The organism is Salirhabdus euzebyi, from assembly GCF_014207435.1.
Lineage (GTDB): Bacteria > Bacillota > Bacilli > Bacillales > Alkalibacillaceae > Salirhabdus > Salirhabdus euzebyi.
On record NZ_JACHGH010000001.1, the window covers coordinates 30,802 to 49,338 of the forward strand.

General features: G+C 33.7%; 9 protein-coding genes. 7 read left to right on the plus strand and 2 right to left on the minus strand.

The window, feature by feature from the left end; all coding sequences use genetic code 11:
• The first annotated feature begins 1 nt into the window (after window position 1).
• The 3 genes from HNQ94_RS00220 to HNQ94_RS00230 all read left to right on the plus strand — a co-directional run bounded on the left by HNQ94_RS00220 (window position 2) and on the right by HNQ94_RS00230 (window position 6,490).
• Window positions 2-2,023, plus strand: a complete 2,022-nt coding sequence (locus HNQ94_RS00220; protein ID WP_174496240.1) for an McrB family protein — start codon at window positions 2-4, stop codon at window positions 2,021-2,023.
• The gene (locus HNQ94_RS00225) at window positions 2,007-3,791 is read left to right on the plus strand and encodes a DUF2357 domain-containing protein (RefSeq protein WP_174496241.1); all 1,785 of its coding nucleotides are present in this window, start codon (window positions 2,007-2,009) and stop codon (window positions 3,789-3,791) included. Before HNQ94_RS00220 ends, HNQ94_RS00225 begins: the two co-directional genes overlap by 17 nt.
• Before the next feature lie 389 nt (window positions 3,792-4,180).
• Entirely contained in the window at window positions 4,181-6,490 is a 2,310-nt protein-coding gene (locus HNQ94_RS00230) for a HelD family protein (protein WP_174496242.1), read from the plus strand.
• A 313-nt stretch (window positions 6,491-6,803) separates the two neighbouring features.
• Here the strand turns inward: HNQ94_RS00230 and HNQ94_RS00235 are convergent, their stop codons facing one another.
• On the minus strand, window positions 6,804-8,252 hold the full coding sequence (locus tag HNQ94_RS00235) for a 3'-5' exonuclease (RefSeq protein WP_174496243.1): 1,449 nt from the start codon (window positions 8,250-8,252) through the stop codon (window positions 6,804-6,806).
• Between the two features lie 12 nt (window positions 8,253-8,264).
• Window positions 8,265-10,094, minus strand: a complete 1,830-nt coding sequence (locus HNQ94_RS00240; protein WP_174496244.1) for an ATP-dependent helicase — start codon at window positions 10,092-10,094, stop codon at window positions 8,265-8,267.
• 139 nt (window positions 10,095-10,233) lie between these two features.
• Here HNQ94_RS00240 and drmA point away from each other — a divergent pair, with 139 nt between their 5' ends.
• From drmA to HNQ94_RS00260, 4 genes are all read left to right on the plus strand, one after another.
• On the plus strand, window positions 10,234-13,599 hold the full coding sequence (gene drmA, locus HNQ94_RS00245) for a DISARM system helicase DrmA (RefSeq protein ID WP_174496245.1): 3,366 nt from the start codon (window positions 10,234-10,236) through the stop codon (window positions 13,597-13,599).
• A 5-nt stretch (window positions 13,600-13,604) separates the two neighbouring features.
• Window positions 13,605-15,410 (plus strand): MrfA Zn-binding domain-containing protein, encoded by a 1,806-nt coding sequence (gene drmB / locus HNQ94_RS00250; protein WP_174496246.1) that lies wholly within the window; start codon window positions 13,605-13,607, stop codon window positions 15,408-15,410.
• The gene (locus HNQ94_RS00255; RefSeq protein WP_174496247.1) at window positions 15,403-16,188 is read left to right on the plus strand and encodes a phospholipase D-like domain-containing protein; all 786 of its coding nucleotides are present in this window, start codon (window positions 15,403-15,405) and stop codon (window positions 16,186-16,188) included. The genes drmB and HNQ94_RS00255 overlap by 8 nt, the downstream gene beginning before the upstream one ends.
• 98 nt (window positions 16,189-16,286) lie before the next feature.
• Complete coding sequence (locus tag HNQ94_RS00260) at window positions 16,287-17,723, plus strand: DNA cytosine methyltransferase (RefSeq protein ID WP_174496248.1); 1,437 nt, start codon at window positions 16,287-16,289, stop codon at window positions 17,721-17,723.
• Window positions 17,724-18,537 lie beyond the last annotated feature (814 nt).

Below are 18,537 nucleotides of genomic sequence, written 5' to 3' on the forward strand. Positions count from 1 at the left end.
AATGAGTACAAAAATATGGGAGAATGACCTAATAGGGGTTTTAGAAAATATGAGTTCTGAAGATATTCCGTATAGAGATTCAATCTTTATCAATAAACAAAATAGTCTTCAATTTGTTGTTAGAATAATTTCGCAACCACCAGAAAGCTTTCCAAACGTAAAAACAGTTACTTCATTTTATTCAGATTTAGAGCAATGGGGTTTTGAGGATGATTATCAAGAACCTGATCATATTCGAAAAGAAAGACTAAGAGAATGGTTAGATGACCGGCTTCTGGTATTTAAAGTCGAACGGAGAATCAAATATAATCATGAAGAAGTCTACAACACTAAGGATGTAAGAGTTTTATCAAAACTACCTAGTTTTAATCAAGAACTCCGCCTTATCCCCGTTCCCATTTTTAATAAGGAATCTCATAGTATGGACCTAGATGATTTTGTCTATCGTCTCGCCAACAAAAAATTTGTTGGTAGAATTGAAGACATTTCACATGAAACCAATGATACACCTTCATTAGTTTTATGGAGGAGTGAGACTGAGGAAGAAGAACAATATCTAGTATTTGGAGAATTTGAAAAACACCAATACGCCTATGGCGGTTTCTGTTTTGAGTTGAGAGAAGAACTTAAAGAAATTGAATTCAAACAAGAGTGGATGGATGAATGCTATTTCTGTAATGATGTTGAAGATCTTGTATATGTTCCTCTTTCTGTTTACCAAGACATGACTAAAGAAATGGAAAATGTATTGCCAATCCCCTCCTCTAAGCTAATTGAACAGAATAATAAAGAGGATTCGATGTTACTAACGAACAGTAACAAGGAAGAAATTAATCATCTTCTTGGAAGTGAAAAAGAAATTGCATCAACTATTGATGAAGTAAAATTAGAAATAGTGACAAATAAAACAACACTTATCAATGATAGTGAAAGAGAATTTCTTGATTTGTTTTATGAAAATACTCAGGATTCTGGTTTATCTTATAAGCTGGAAGATCTTATAAATTTTCATACTTCGATGAAATCTTCCTCTCTTGTAATACTTTCTGGTATGAGTGGAACTGGTAAGAGTAAGTTGGTTGATTTATATAGTTCATCATTAGGATTAAAAGGTGAGCAGCATACAGTGATCCCAGTAAGTCCTTCCTGGACATCTGATTCAGACTTAATTGGATATGCGGATACAATGCATATGGTATATCGCCCGGGGGACTCCGGACTTATTAATGCTTTGAAAAGGGCCGAAAGTCAACAGGATAAGTTATTTGTAATATGTTTTGACGAAATGAATTTAGCAAGAGTGGAACATTATTTTTCGCAATTTTTATCAATTTTGGAAATGGAACCTGGAAAAAGAGTTTTGAGGCTATACAATGATGATCTTGAAAACAGGCTCTATAATTCAGCGCAATATCCTCCAACTATATCAATACAAGATAATGTTTTGTTTGTTGGTACAGTTAATGTTGACGAATCTACATATCACTTTTCAGATAAAGTTTTAGATAGAGCAAATGTTTTAACCTTGGAAGTTATGCCATTTAATCAACTAAAAACATTACCAGAAAAGAAGAAAAATATAGCAGGTCGTAAGGAAGAAATTGATTTTGATACTTACAAGTCATTCAAGAATGAAAATAGAACAGTGACATTGTTAAATGAAGAATTAGATTTGTTGTGGGAAGTGCATCAAGCTCTTCAGCAAGTTAATCGTCAAATTGGAGTTGGGCCAAGAATTGTTAAACAAATTGATCAATACCTTGCAAATCTTCCATTACAAGAGTACGTTTCAAGAGAAACTGGTATGGATATTCAAATTTTACAACGCATATTGACTAAAGTTAGGGGTTCTGAAGAACAGCTAAGAGGATTGTTAGGTGTATATACAAAAGAGGGGGAGTTAATTGATAGTAAATTAATTACTATTCTGCAGAAATATAGTAATATTTCTACTTTTTTACAGAGTAAAAAAGCAATTGAACAAAAAGCGAAAGAGTTGAAGTTACATGGATACACTTTCTAACAATTTAAATTTCTCCTTAGAATTCAACCATATTTTTAAGGATGGAAAACAGGAAAGAATTCCAATAACCCATTTTGTTAAGGAAGTTCAGGATTGGGATGATAATATTCATTCCTACACACTTATACTTGAGAATATTAACCTAGAATTATTTTTTTCCAGTGAGGTAGAAGATGCACAATGCAGAATGGATGGCTTCGATATATTATATGATGAGAGTATAAAATATGATGAAAAGAATATTCCTTATATTAGCCCGGGATTAATTACACTTTTTAAACATAACTCTGAAACTGAGTATTATCCTTATATACCGGGTATCTACTGTTTGAATGTAACAATTCAGGGGGAGAAGTTTTATTCATTTATTAAAGTTGTATCAAGTAGATTAACAGATGATCAACTTAAATATATGAGAATTGAAGTTGAAGATCAGTTAAAAGGATTAGCACTTGATGTTGTTAGAAAACAAAGTGTATTTCATGGCCTAGATGAATTAAACCTTGATATGTCTTTGTTTCAGCAATTCAAAACTCTTAATCATTATTTTGGAGATATTTCTACTATTATTGCTGATCTGACAAAAAGGGTTCGCTCTTCGTTGAAGAAGGAGTACAAACTTCAGCTAGTTGATAAACCTTCCCATGTTGATTCTGTATCAATCCAGCATCGGCTCAAACATCCGGAATCAATAAATTACTTAAAGACAAGAAAGAATATGGTTGATTATGACCTACCAGAAAATAGATTATTAAAGCAGATTATTAACAGTTGGATTAGTTTATTGGTTGATTTTATCAAGCAAGTCGATTACAACCTAGAGAAATTTAATGGTGAAAATGAGTTTTTTTCTTCTTATACATCAATAGGAAGACGAAAAGACTTACTGTTAGAAATAAATGCCTATAGAAAAAGAGCAGTTCAAATGAAAGCAGCTTTAAATCAGTTAAGAGTCAGGCCATGGTTCCAAGAAATTTCAGATACTATAGCCTTTGTTGTTCCACATAAAATGTATATTGATGTTAGATATAGTAAGATATTTAAAATTAATCAACATTTGTTTTCCAATGAAGTTAATTTATCTTTGCATTCAGGATGGAGCTTTCAATGGAAAAGAACTGACCAGTTATATGAAATATGGAGTTTTCTTAAGGTTTTAGATATATTCAAAAACCAACAATATTCTTTTAGCAATGTTCCTCAGTGGATGATAGATGGAAATGACAAGGGACTGGAAGACTTATTAGTTATTCCGACGATACCAAAGGGAGCTAGCTTTGAGTTACAAAAAGAAGACTTAAAATTAAAAATAGTGTATGATGGGGAAATTCCTAAGGAACCTTCTCACACAAATCAACAAACAAATCCAATTTATACTACCAGTGATCATAATAATCCTGACATCCGAATAGATGTATCTATCCAAGAAGTTTTTATTGGAAGTATTATTATGGATTCTAAGTATCGCAAAAAGCAAGTACTAATGGATTCAAAGTATCAACTTACTAGTTATGCAGACCATATTCGTTCACCTTATATCTATAATAAAAAGCGTTGGGAACGAATACGGCCGGTTCATCGTGTGTTAGTTCTATACCCAGATAAGTGGGGAAATACTGGAATTGAATATCTTGATGACAAAAGTATTAGCTTAATTCCTTTAACGCCAGATATGGATTTTTTGGAATTTGGAGAGATGTTAAAAGGTCTCGTAGAAGAATTGGTGTTCGATGCTCAGGATGCGGGAATACATGTCATAGAAAGATAGAATCATTAACTTGTAAACAAACCGTAAAAAGATGACTGAGAATGAGTTAAAAAAAAGACGGGAGAATATCCTATTTAGATATTCTTCCGTCTTTTTGTGTTTATAACTTTATTTTTTAAATAGTGCATTTATTTTCATGCGGATTTAAATATAAATACGGTTAAGAGCGCTAAATTTATTTGCTCATATACACTCTGATACATGTACGGATTAAAAATGCTGAAAAAGCTATATAGTCAATGTTTAAGGAATTTCAAGCTATAAATTTAAAATAAAAATTTTACAATTTTATATTTGCAAAACATTCAAACATCTTTTTGATATAATTAATAGAAGTAATATAGATTATGTACCCCTATGAAAATCATATTTTAGGGAGGAATAGAGCCGTGGAAAAGAAAGAATTTCAATCTGAACAAAAGAAATTAGATGAAACAATAAAACACATAGAAAATAATACTTATCTTGTCGGTGAGTATATTAATAAAAAGACAAAACAAATTCAGGAAAATATTAACTTGGTCGGGGATGAAGTAGCACTTAGGAGTGGAAAGAAAGAGTTAAGTAGTTTGAATAAGGCCAAGAAAGAACCGTACTTTGGGAGAATCGATATCAATACAAATGACTTTGGTAAAGAGACATTCTATATTGGTAAGCAAGGTATTAAAAATAGGGATGATGACATTATAGTAGTTGACTGGCGGAAACCATTAGCCTCTCTTTATTATAATTTTGCAGCAGGGCTTTCTCGCCAAAGTTATTCGGTTAAAGATGAACAAAGTAAGAAGGTTTACGAATATGAAGCAAATGTACTGCGAAAACGTGAATATACTATAGATGATTACAAAATTAAAAAAATCAATCAAATGGTGGCCGATGAGCAAAGTAATGAGAACAAAGCATTTTCGGATAAGGGTGAAGAAATAAATGTAACGGATGACTTCTTAAAAGCGTTGATCGAGAAGAATGAGACAACGGGTTACCTAAAGGAAATTATTGCAACTATTCAGAAGGAACAAAATATTGCCATTCGTAAACCTATTAATCAAAATCTGATTATTCAAGGGGTGGCCGGTTCAGGTAAGTCGTCTATTGCACTTCATCGCATATCCTATTTATTATTCAATAATCAGAAGCTTGAGCCAGGTGACTTTTTAATATTAGGGCCTTCTAAAATGTTTATTAGTTCTTTTAAAGCACTTTTACCAGACTTAAACCTAATGGGAATCAATCAATCTACCTTCCAAGATTTTGCTATGCAATACTTAGGTAAATATATTGGTGGTAAACCTTTTGATAGTTATCATGAGTTCTTTGAAAATACTGTTTTTAATAAATCCAATAGTATGGAAGAGAAAATAATTGAGTTTAAAGGCTCGGAACAGTTTGCTAATGTAATCGATATTTTTTTACGGGAATATAAATTAAATTATCCTAACCGTATTAGGCAATTAAGGATTTCTGAGGAATCAGTTACTGCAGATGAACTCCTTAAGATTTATGGGGGTTACGCTTATCTACCATTTGCCCAGAGAATAGAAAAATTCATTAACCATGTAGAAAAAATCTTTTTAGATTATCTTAAAACTAGACAAAAGGAGATAGAGGAACAATTTGAATTTGTAACAGGTACTTTTATAAAAAATGGTGGATTATCAACTGAAGAAAACAAAAAACTTATAGAGCAGATAGAACGAATTAGTGATTATAAAAAAAGAAAAATAAGTAATGAAATTATGAATGGAATTAAGGATTGGAAGAAAAGAATGGAGATTCCTAATCTCGTTTCCCTGTATAAACAAATCCTTACTCCTGAGATTTTATCATCGTTTGAACAGGAAGTAGGAAAAGATATCGTTATAAGTTTTAAGAATTATTTTAATGAGACGTTAAATTCTTTCGATTTACCTCCACTACTTTATCTGTATTTTTCCTATTATGATGATCCTATTAGGTTTCAGCATTTAGTCATTGATGAAGCACAGGATTTTAGTTTTATGCATTTTGCTGTTTTGAAAAAGCTAGTTCGAACAATGACAATATTAGGTGATAAGGATCAAGCAATTTTTAAAAATTACGGACAAGTTAATTGGGAACAAGTCAAAAAACTTATTTTTAAAACCAAGGAAGACATTATTTTAGAGATGGCTACAAGCTATCGATCAACAAAAGAGATTATTAATACAGCCAACAAAGTGTTATTAAACCATTTTCCTAACCATAATACTATAAACCCATTAAATAGAAGTGGTCCTGAATTGGGAATAGAAGAGGTGAGGAATGGAGATGAGTTGCTTCAAAATATTAATGTTTTAATAAGTGAATGGAGAAACAAATATAAGAGAATAGCTATTATTCACAAAGACGAGGCGAGAGCAAAGAAATTAAGTGAGTACCTCAAGCTACGATATAAAAATGATATTGTTTATGTTAAGCCTGATTCTGTTATGGAAGAGGGTTTTGTATCTGTACTAGCCTCCTATAACAGTAAAGGAATGGAATTTGATGCTGTCATTCTTGTGAATGTTAATGAGGAATCCTTTCCTAAAGATGACCTTCATGCTAGGTTACTGTATGTTTTATTAACCAGATCCCAGCAAGAAGTGAAGATCTTTTATCAAGATAGGCCATCTCCTTTACTCAAAGGTGTGGTAAAAGAGCGGTCTGTGTTTGTGTCTGACTTTGATGATATTTTGTAAGAACGAATAGTGTTAAGGAGAAGAGAGTTTGTAAAGGATGATTTCTCTTCTCCTTTTTAATGCTGGAATTCAAGATTCGCATCTTTTTAGGAAGGTTATGATTCCCTTCTTAATTACTTTAACTGCATTCTTTCCTCTAACAATTTAATTTTTCTCTCTTATCTGAACTCTTCACTTTGTCAATCGCAACTGATAATAAGGGGGTTCCATAGTTTTTCTTCTAAGTTGTTTCTATTAATTCAAATCGTCCAATGTTCTTTTTAAAGCCAAGAAAAAGAAGAACTATAAGTAAATAGTTCTTCATCTCTCTATATCATTTCCTATACAATTTATATAAATCCTTATTCAATTCATTCACAAAAGATGAATATTCCTTAACCGCAATTAATAACAAAGTCTTTTTAGCTCGTGTCATTGCTACGTACAATTTCTTTCGCTCCCGTGACATAAAATCTTCTTCATCTTCTCCAGGTGCTGGTGCGCGATAGGGTAATTTACCTTTTTTAAGGTCTGTTATTATAACATTATCAAATTCAAGGCCTTTAGAAGATTGATAGGTTATGAGTTTAACACCCGGTGATACTATATCAGCGTTGTCATCCTTTACCCGATATACTGGAATGCCTTTATCTTCTAAAAGCTCTTTAACCTTGTCAAGTTTGTAATGGGATTGAGCAATTATTCCAATTGTGTCTTCTGGATAAGAACTTCTAATCGTTTTCACGTGCTCTAAAATTACTTTGTCTTCATTCTCGCTATCTTCGCAAAGGCATAACTCTGGTACCTTTCCATCAATATTTGGTTCTTCTGCACGGTAATAATCTTCATCTTTGAGATAGATTTTATCTTGTTGTTGAAAGTCATTAGCAAGTCTGATAATTTGTCTAGTAGATCTAAATGTCTGTTTTAATAGTTGACTTCGGTTTCCTGCCACCTTAATGCCTGCGGCTTTCCAGGTAAATGAACGTCTATATATTTGTTGGCCTTTATCGGCACCAATAGTTAGACTTTTTTTAGCAATTGAACTCATTGCCTTTAATTGCATTGTGTGTAAATCTTGGGCTTCATCTACTAAAATATGATCAGGGCGAAGTGAAGCAGGGATCTGGTCTGCTTTATCTACGAGAATTCTTGCTAAATCATCACCGTCAATTCCCTGATGTTTATAGTGGCCAGAAAGTAATTCATTGTACTTTTCAAGTACATCATAAATCGTATCGCGATGTATCTTTGTAACACGAATATCAGTACCTCGTCCCGATCGCTTTATGGATAAATAGTCTTCTCTGGTTGTAATTCCTATCCCTTTAATCCATTCAATTTCATCACAAAGGAATCTAATAAGTGCTTTATCACTCTTAGAGTTTTCTATCATATTAGGAAAATTAACATTTTCATTTTTTTTATTTACAATATTTTTAGCAAACCTAATGGCACTTTCCCGCTTATCTCCCACAATTAAACGGGTATGAGGATAGTCGGTGTGCTCTAGCATTTCTTGTCCCCATTGGTGAAAGGTTTTGGCATCTAGGGGTCTGTAACCCGTTTTAGCAGATAATTGACGCACATAGTTCGTTAGAGCTCTGCTAAAAGTAATAACTAAAAGAGAGTCATCTGGTAGTATTTCTTTGAGATATTCTGCCCGTGCTAAAATAATTGTTGATTTACCACTACCGGGTATACCTTGAATTAATAAATCACCTTTAGGCTTAAAAGTAACACATTTTTTTTGTTGTCTCGTTAACTCAATTGCTTTTGGCATCGGAATCACTCCTTAAAACAAATCCATTAATTTTCGTAATTCTTCTTTTCGTTTCTTTTCATCTTCTTCAAGTTGTTTTGTTGTTTCGTCTATTATTGCTTTATCTTCAACTGAGAATCCTTTATTTTTTTCTTCATCTTTTGAAGAATGATAAAGGACATGTTTAGTGGTAGAAGTAATACAATTGTCAAGAAATCCTTCAAATTCGATACCTTTTTGTCCTAGCACATATAATTGTTTTTGTGCTCTAGTCAAACCAACGTATAACAAACGTTTTTCTTCATCAATATTTGGACGACTACTATGAGGGAATTCACGGTCGCCCAAGTATAAAATGAATACAATTGGATATTCTAAGCCTTTTGCATCATGAACAGTTTTAACGGATAGAGAGTCAGTCTCTGTAATTAAATCTGCATCCTCTTCTTCTAATTCAACAATATATTCACTTAAATCATCCGTGTCATAAGCACCTTGATTCATACATTCTTTGATGAAATTAATAAGTTCTGCAAAGTCTTCATCTATCACTTGTAATTTTTCGATTACTTCATTTAAAGGTTCATCCTCATATTCCATGCGGATTTTTAAAACTTGGTCTATAAGGGACTCAGTCTTGTCTTGGTTTTGAAAAACATTGTATCGAAGTGATAATTTATCCAGCTGTTTATATACTTCATCAGCTTGAGGAGAAAACTCTGAATTCTTTCGGTACAAAATACAAATATCTGAAAGTGTGAATGCTGGATCTTTAACTAATTCCTTTATTTTAGTTGCAACGTATTCTGCTGCTAATGTCATAGAATGAGTTTCTACTACTTCTGGAGTTATTCCAGAGCATTCTTCAGCAGGTTCAATAGTTTTTTCTCCTATAAACTCATTAGCTACTTTGATAATTTCTTCCGTAGAACGATAGTTTCTTGTTAACCTAATCTCATGAGTACTTAGTGGAGCAATTTCCTTACATTTACTTACAAAACGGTCCATGTTCTTGTGATTTGAACCATTAAAGGTATAAATTGTTTGGTTTTTATCACCAACTACAGTAACGGAATTAGTTGAACTTATTAGTGAAAATAACAGTTCTTCTTGAGCTAATGATGTATCTTGATATTCATCAACAAAAATATAAGAATAGCTTTTTGAAATTGTTTCATAGGTTTGTTGTTTTAAGGTTAAAAGGTGACTTGCTTCAGAAATTAACCCTTGAAAATCCGTTACATTCTTTATCTTTTCTATTTTATTGATACGTTTCCAATAGGTTATTAGGTCCCTTGCTTCAATTCTTATTCTGCCTTGTTCGTATGTTTTGATATGATAAACTTCATCTTCTGGAATAGAATGCCAATCTTTTATTGGCGAGTTCGTTAAATTACCTTGTCGGATTAAATTATACGCTTTTGCTAATGCAATATTAACAATATCTCGATCTGCATACTCATTGCATAAACCCTTAATTAAAGCAGGGTCTAATTCAATAAACTGTTCAGTAGCTACCCGTTCAAAACCATTTCGAAAACGTGATTCATTATAACGAATTCCAAACTTAATAATTCGGTAGGCTAGGCTATGAAACGTTAGAATTGTAGGCTTTCCTCCATAACCGATAATACCTGTAAATTCCTCAAGCTTTTTCAATAATTGGCTTTTAGCAGATCTTGAAAAAGATATTCCTAATATGTTATCTGTACCAACACCTAATTCTGTTTGTACATAAAGTATTTTAGCTGCAAGTGTGGTGGTTTTTCCGGTGCCTGGCCCGGCCACAATTTGTGTATATTGAGCAGGTGTCGTAACAGCATCTCTTTGCTTGGGATTTAAGGATTCTAATATTCTAAACATATTACACACACCCCTCATCAGAATGAATAGAGAGTCTTATACTTCTTACAATATTTTACCAGAAAAACACCTATTTGTAGATGCAAGTTTTTGGTAAAATGTTTGTAACGGTTTTTTGAATTAAATAAGGAGGGTTTTTGTGGTTAAGTCTGATCGGAAGGTTAGGGGTAAATTAGTTGAACGTTTAAGCTATGAATTGGTCGGTTACGAAAATGAGAACGAAGTCATTAATAATACGCCTTTACAAAAGTATTTATTAGGGATACTTTGGCCAATGAAATCCAGTGTAGCATCGGAAGAAAATGAATATGATGGTGTACAGGGGAGAGATACGTCAAAAGAGGCTTTCGAAGCAGTAGCCCCATTAGCAAAAGCGATGAATCCATCTGCAATTGGTCTCTCTTTTCTAGTGGATAAAGGCTCACCCGAAATCACAGTTGATGTAGAGTTAGGTATGTACGAAGATATAGGGGAAAAAAACTGGGCAAGAATTCCATATCAACTAAAGGGATTTTCAATTGATTTAACAAAAAAAACTGGTAAAAAACAGGTGGAAAGTGTTCCGAGAAAAGAGATAAAAGAGGCGGAGCAGAAGAAAGAATCCATTCAAATCGAATGGATTGTAAGGCCATATCAAAATAGTTATGCTGTTAGTTTGTTTTTAGTAAATCGCTATGTCCAAGAAACGGATGAGCGTGACATTGACCATAAATGTGTTTTCCAACCAAAAATTAAGATTAAAAGTAAATATGCTGAATCTTTCATGGTTAGGAATGCTTTTTCAAATAACGAGAAGGTTTTCCAGGATGAGGATACCAAATCAAATGAATTACTTTATCGGAAAGAAGGGGTCTATGCTGTTGGGCACAGCATTGCCGTTAGATGGAGTGCCGTAAATGAACATTCCTTAAAGGCTGGGGTTTTAGAAACAGAAGTTATCCCAGCGCATGAAATTCCAATGGTAATTCCTCCTAGTTGGAGTGAGGATAAAGACGGGACATTAAATATGGATGAATTAGCAAAAATGAAGACTGCTAAAGAAGTAGAAACAGCTTTAACGCCACTTCTGAATGAGTATGGTGAATGGATTCAGGATAGATGGATTGAATATGAAAAAGAAATCGAGGATCAATACAAAGAAACTGCCAAACAACACATTGAGAATTGTGAAGCATCTTTAAAGCGTATGTGGAATGGGTTACAAAAGCTTAAGGATAATGAAAATAAAGAAATCTTGGATGCATTTCTCTTTGCAAATAAAGTAATGGCAAACCAAAGAGCTCATACAGAAGTTATTGAAAAAGGTGGCTCTTTAAGTGAAGTGAAATCGGAATGGCGTCCTTTCCAGATTGCCTTTTTTCTTCAGAATATAGAGGGAGTTGTGGATCCAACATCTAAGGATAGAGAAATTGCTGATTTATTATGGTTTCCGACCGGTGGTGGTAAAACGGAAGCTTACTTAGGTTTAGCAGCATTTACTCTTGGATACCGTAGGATAAAGAAAGTTCATGGATACCGTACAGATGTGGGGGTATCTGTTATCATGCGATATACGCTACGACTTCTAACGATCCAACAATTCCAGCGTGCAACAGCTATGATCTGCGCATGTGAAGAAATTAGAAAAGAAAATCCTAATAAGTGGGGAAACACACGCTTTCGAATAGGTTTATGGGTTGGGGATAACAGTGTTCCAAACAAATTTGATGATGCTCGCAAAGTTATTAAAGCAAAAGAAGACGCCATAAATCGAAATACAGAATTTTTTCCTTCAAATATAAAAGGAACACCGATTCAGCTAGTTGCTTGTCCATGGTGTGGAGAAAAACTCGTTGACGACAAGAAGAATCCAAAAGTTTTTTATATATCCTATAAAGTAAAAGATAAAAAAAGAAGATTATTAATCTGTTGTCCCAACAAGGATTGTTCCTTCCATAAAAATAATTCAGGAGGAGAAGGACTACCTGTTTTGGTTACAGATGAAGAAATCTATCGTTTATTACCTGATATGGTGATAGGGACAGTGGATAAATTTGCTCGTATGCCTTGGGAGCCACAAATTCAAAACCTTTTTGGTAGAGTAAAGGGTGAAGTAAATGCTTGGGGATTTGTATCCCATGGTGACTCTCGTAAAGAGTTAACTAATGTGAAAAATGTGGCAGGTAACACTAATCTCATCAATAGGGAACCTGTACATCCTCCAAATTTAATTATCCAAGATGAGTTACACCTAATTTCTGGGCCGTTAGGCACAATGGTGGGACTATATGAAACGGCTGTAGATCATTTATCCTCTATAACCATTGATGAAAAAGAATTTGGTCCAAAGGTAATTGCATCAACAGCAACCATTAAGAATGCTCATAAACAAATCAGTGGTTTGTATACAAGAAAAACACAAATTTTCCCGAGTCCGGGACTTACACATACAGATTCATTTTTTGCCAAACAACGAGATTTAAAGGAGATGCCAGGGAGAATGTACGTTGGCTTATTTGCTCCAGGAAGAAGTATGAAAACAGCACAGTTAAGGGCGTATGCGAATTTATTATCTAGCATAACCGCTATGGATTTTGCTTCAGAATTTGACTCAGAAAGCTTAGATCCGTATCAAACGTTAGTAGGTTACTTTAATAGTATCCGTGAACTAGGTGGAGCAGTACGATTAATTGAGGATGACGTTCCTGCCAGAATGAACACCCTACAAAGGCAATTTAATGAGGAGAATAAGTTTCAATTCAAAAAGCGGGAATTAGATCGGGACGTCCCGGAGTTAACAAGTCGTCTTGATTCAGGGAAGATACCAATCTTACTTGATCGTTTGATGCAAAAATTTAGCGAAGAGAGAAAATTAACCCCTGTAGACGTGTTATTAGCAAGTAACATGATCTCAGTTGGGGTTGACGTTCCAAGATTAGGATTAATGGTTGTAAATGGACAACCTAAAACAACAGCTGAATATATTCAGTCAACGAGTAGAGTAGGGAGAAGACACCCTGGTCTTATTATTACAGCATATAACTGGGCAAGACCTAGGGATATTTCACATTATGAAGAATTCTATGCATATCATGCAGCTTTATACCGCTATGTGGAGCCTATAAGTGTTACACCATTTGCGTCACGAGCGCGTGATCGTGGACTGGCTGCTGTATTAGTATCGATGTTACGTTTAGGAATTGCTGATCTATCAAATAACACAGCAGCAAATAATATTGAAAAGGTAAATGAACTAGCAGAAGAAGTTATCAATGTATTTCTTAAGAGAGTGAAGAAGATGGGTATTCCTGAAAAAGCAATCCGTGATCATCTGGAGCAGCTCTTAGAAAAATGGGAAGAGGATTCGGGTAAAAGTAAGTTGCTTTACCATAAATTCAACCCGGATAAGGAATCAAACCTTTTATATCCAATAGGGGAAGATTCATCGAAAGGTACCTACAATACACCAAATTCTATGCGAGATGTAGAAGCAGTAGCAGGTATATATATTAGGAAGGAGGACTGATTTGAGTGAGTAAAAAGGTTGGCGAACTAAGACCTAGCCAATTTATCACAACCTTTGGTCCAGGATCCATTGTTGATTTGCCTGATTACTCTGTAATAATGGGGGGAATTGACAAATGGGATAATTTTGATGTTTCAAAGGCAAAAACAATTGAAGAACCGCGCTTGAGGGAAAAATTAAAGATACAACAAATAAAATCAATCCCAATAAGTAAAGAAAAAGAATTTGGCACGATTCCTGCATACCGTTTTCCGGAATACCATGTTTGTCCAAAGTGTAGAAAAATTGGTAAATATAGTGGTAGAGAATTTATTGAAGAAGATGGGATTTTATATTGTAAAAACCCTGACAATGAAGAGCCTTGTCCAAAAGTAAAAACTCACCCTGTGCGTTTTATCGTAACCTGTTTAAAAGGGCATATCAATGATTTTCCATGGGGACCTTATGTCCATAAAAAAGGAAAGTATGACCCGAAATCTTGTAAACTGTATTTATTAGATGAAGGGGAGACAGGGTCTCTTAAAGACTTGGTCGTTTATTGCAAAGAGTGTGATATAAAAAGATCGATGAGTGATGGATTTTCTAATAACAAAATTCTTGGTAAATGTAGTGGGAGAAGGCCTTGGTTAAGAGATTATGAAGAGGATTGTGACAATGACAAAGAATTGTTGCTACGAGGTGCTTCAAATATTTACTTTTCTTCCATCGAGAGTTCCATTGTCCTTCCAAAGGAAATGCAGCAAGACGGCATCGAAGGTTTTATAAAAGAGAATATTGATTTTAATGATGAGGAATTAATTACAGATCGCAGGGAATTCGATAGCTATTATAAAAGAAACCCTGATATAAACAGGCTTGGTTTGGATAAAGTATGGAAAATTGTACAAAAATTAAAAGAAAACAGCAATGGAGACATCGACTTGAGAACCCCAGAATATCATGCGTTGTTAACGGACCACCATAATTATGAAGGGATAGATTTTGAAACGGAAGTCGTAGACGTCCCGAAACGATTTGATAGTTTTATTTCAAACCTAGTACGTGTTAAACGTTTAAAAGAAGTCATGGTTTTAAAGGGGTTTACTAGAATCCATCCATTACCTGATTTAACATCAAGACTGTCAGGTGAATCTGAAAATGAAAAAGAAGAGGAACAATCTTCTAATGGTACTGTAGAACTTGCCCCATTAAGTGCCACTCCACAACCATTTTTGCCAGGAGTAGAGACCTATGGGGAAGGTATCTTTTTAACTATTAGTAATGAAAAGTTAAAAAAATGGGAAAGTGAAAATAGCGATTATGGGTTTGGAATGGAAAAAGCACATAAGAAACTATATCTAGATAGAAAAGTACCGGAAAATGAAATTCCAGCATTTCCAGGCTTAAGGTATGTGTTGCTTCATACGCTATCCCACGCATTAATCCGAGAATTAACTATGCATTCGGGTTATTCTTCATCAGCTCTTAAGGAGAGAATATACTCAGACCAAGAAAAAGGAATGGCTGGTATTTTAATTTATACGGCTACAGTAGATTCCGAGGGTAGTTTAGGTGGGTTAGTTGAACTAGGAGAAAAGAATAAATTTGAATCAATTCTTGCCCGTGCTCTTGCTGCAGCACAATATTGCTCTGGCGATCCACAGTGTGCGGAATATGATGTAGATAAATTAATCGATATTAATGGTGCTGCTTGTCATAGCTGTATGCTAGTTGCTGAAACTTCTTGTGAAAAGTCGAACCGTTACCTTGATCGTTCCTTGTTAGTTAGGACCGTAGCAAACCAGGCGAGGGAGTTTTTTGACATTGAATAAGCTGTTTGATTACTTGATACACTTTGTGTCTGCTTGTTTATCATCATCAAGTAGCGAAAACCTCTATCATCAATTTGTAGACTATTTGGAGAAAAGTGAAAGCATTTATTCTTACTCTAATTGGCAAGCAACTTTAAGGTTACCTGTTGATCTTGAATTATTTGCGTTTGAAATGATTAAAGAGGCCGAAAGTAATAGTGTATCTTCAGCTCAGTTGAGAAATTATCTGGAAGTTGCATATAAAATGGCAAAGTCCCAATTGGAATCTGAACCGAGAATATTTCCAGTATGGACCGGTCCTTTATTAGAGAAAGGTCCAATTAAGCTTAAGACTTATGAAACAGTTAAATACTTAATTGATTCTGCTGAGTCTGAAGTGTTTATAGTAGGATATAATTTCTCTTTTAAAAATGATGACATTAAGAAACTATTAAGGAGTATCGAGCAGGCGGTTGAAAGAAATTGTCGTGTTAATATTATCGTTAATAAGGTGGAATCAAATTTTAAGGAAATAATGGATCATTGGGAAAAAGAGCAATATCAATTAAATGTTTATCACTGGATAGGTTCTAAGGAAGAAGATTTTACTAGTCTTCATGCCAAGATTATAATTATTGATCAACAAAAATTGTTATTAACTTCAGCTAACTTTTCCTATCATGGCTTCCAAAAAAATATAGAAACTGGTGTGGTGATTGAAAACCATCAAATTTCTCGGGATATTTGGAACCAATATTACATGCTGATGAAAGAAAATCAAATGCGAAAAGCTTATTAAACAACGTAGGCAAGAGCAAGGTTGGCTCTTGCCTACAATTGTTACAACGGATAAAATAGAGAAGATAGATTGAAAGATTAATTAAAGGAAGTATTGTTATGAGAAAATTAAAAGTGCTGGATCTATTTGCGGGTGGGGGAGGCTTCTCCACTGGATTTTTACAAGCTAAAAATAGAAATATACAGTTTGATATACATCGGGCACTTGAAATTGATGACAGTGCTTGCGATACGCTACGCAATCATATTGGATCAGACAAGGTCATACAAGGAGATATTACAGATGAGGCGATTAAATCAGAAGTAATCAGAACTTGTAAAAATGTAGATGTCATTATTGGTGGACCGCCATGCCAAACCTTTTCATTAGCTGGTCCTGCTAGATCGGGGACAAAGGAAATGCGTGAAAAGCTAAAAGATGATCCAAGAAATACCTTATATAAACATTTTTTTGAACTTGTTAAAATAGTTAGGCCCTCATATGTTGTTTTTGAAAATGTAGAGGGAATGCTCTCCAAAAAAGTAGATGGGTATAATCAATTAAATAAAAATCAAACACAAGTAATAGAGTTAATTTGTGATGAACTAGAATCAATTGGTTATACTACTAGAATTGAAGAAAGCATCACAGATCGATTCCAAGTTTTGAATGCAGCAGATTTTGCTGTCCCTCAATATCGTAAAAGGATTATAATTATAGCAAATCGCTTTGGAATGGATAATCCAAAGATAATAGGTGCTGGGACACTTAATAATGTAAGAGATGCTATAAGTTCTTTGCCAGTACGGTTACCTAAAATCTCCACGGCAAAACTGGAAAACCTTAAAAACATTGAGGTTATATCGAGAAATTATAAAATGTGTTTAAAAGTATTTGTTGAAAATATTGGAGATTTGGCTTTTAAATATCCAAAAGAAAAAGATGTACTAAATACTTTACATTCCTCGTTAAAGGAAGAATATGAGCGAATAAAAGATAGGAAAACTTATAAAATTCATAATTTAAAGAAATTTTTAGATTATTATAATGACCTGGTGAAAAAACTTGAAATAAATCAAATAGGTAATCCTTCTATAGTTAAATCACACCAATCGAGAGAACATAATTTTAGAGATATTATTATATTTATTCTAACGAAAGAAGGAAGTAATTCTGCTAGATTTATGAACCCTTTATCAGAGGATTATAATGATTTTCTAGATGAATTATATCCATATGCAAAAAATAAACACAAAGATACCTATGTTAAACATAGCTGGAGTAGACCTTCTAACACAATTTTAGCTCATATGGAGAAAGATGGATTGAAGTTTATACATCCAGATCAACCACGAACATTTACTCCATATGAAGCTCAACTATTACAATCATTTCCCAAAGATTACATCTTTTGTGGAGGGCGAAATGCTCAGTATAGACAAATTGGTAATGCTGTACCACCAATACTAGGGAAAGCAATCGCTGAAGGGATTTTTAAATTAGAGGTTGAAAAAAGTCAAACAAAGAACCTATTAAAAACTAACTGTGTAAGTTAATCGAACATAATGACATATTGTTTGGAACAGTCAATGACTGTTCTTTTTTTGTGTAAATTAATTAAGCATTGTCATTTGTGAAAAGTGTGAATTTCCATCGATTACTTGAAATAAAGAAGGCTATTTGGTGGGGAGTGACATAAATAATCTTTGGGAGGTTAAAGTTTATCATTAATAGGGTAGTTATTCTTTTTACTTAATTATGGATTATTGAATTATTTTAAGGAGAGGTCAACCTTTTAAAACTAATTGTGGTGGGTTTGCATACTTTTGAATCAGGAAACACAATGGACAAATGTCTTAGTAGTATTGTAACCGTTTTAATTAGTAGTCGATAAATTAAAGGGGTTTGTCCACTTTTTGTCAATAAAGTAATCAATACACCTTTTGAAATTCTTAAGGGAAATGGGGTTATATGTTAAAATCGATCTATGAATTAGTTTTCATAGTCCTTAGCGTGGATTTTGTGAAGAATTTTTTAATGGGAGGCTCCCCAAAATGCAATCTCTAAAATTTGTCAATGCTAATTAAGACGGACAAGTTAAAAGAGCAGCAATGCGGACTAAAGTGGGGGAAATTGTTGAATTACGTTACAATAAAAGTGAAGAACGAATTGAGTTTTACTATAAGGATGGTTTTTTGGTTCTACTAAATCAAAGAAAAATATTGAAGGATATGCTGTAGTAAAAAAGGTAGAATCATTATTTAAAGGTTATCATTTTACTTTAAAATATCTTCCCGATCTAACCCCAAAAAATTATTACGAAATGCAAAGGGAAGAAAACCCTAAGGAATGGGAAGTAAGGTTTAAGGA

Excerpts from the sequence above, each read along its gene's own strand:
- HNQ94_RS00220 (WP_174496240.1), top strand. The coding sequence starts at position 2 with ATGAGTACAAAAATATGGGAGAATGACCTAATAGGGGTTTTAGAAAAT.
- HNQ94_RS00225 (WP_174496241.1), top strand. The coding sequence starts at position 2,007 with ATGGATACACTTTCTAACAATTTAAATTTCTCCTTAGAATTCAACCAT.
- HNQ94_RS00235 (WP_174496243.1), bottom strand. The coding sequence starts at position 8,252 with ATGCCAAAAGCAATTGAGTTAACGAGACAACAAAAAAAATGTGTTACT.
- HNQ94_RS00240 (WP_174496244.1), bottom strand. The coding sequence starts at position 10,094 with ATGTTTAGAATATTAGAATCCTTAAATCCCAAGCAAAGAGATGCTGTT.
- HNQ94_RS00260 (WP_174496248.1), top strand. The coding sequence starts at position 16,287 with ATGAGAAAATTAAAAGTGCTGGATCTATTTGCGGGTGGGGGAGGCTTC.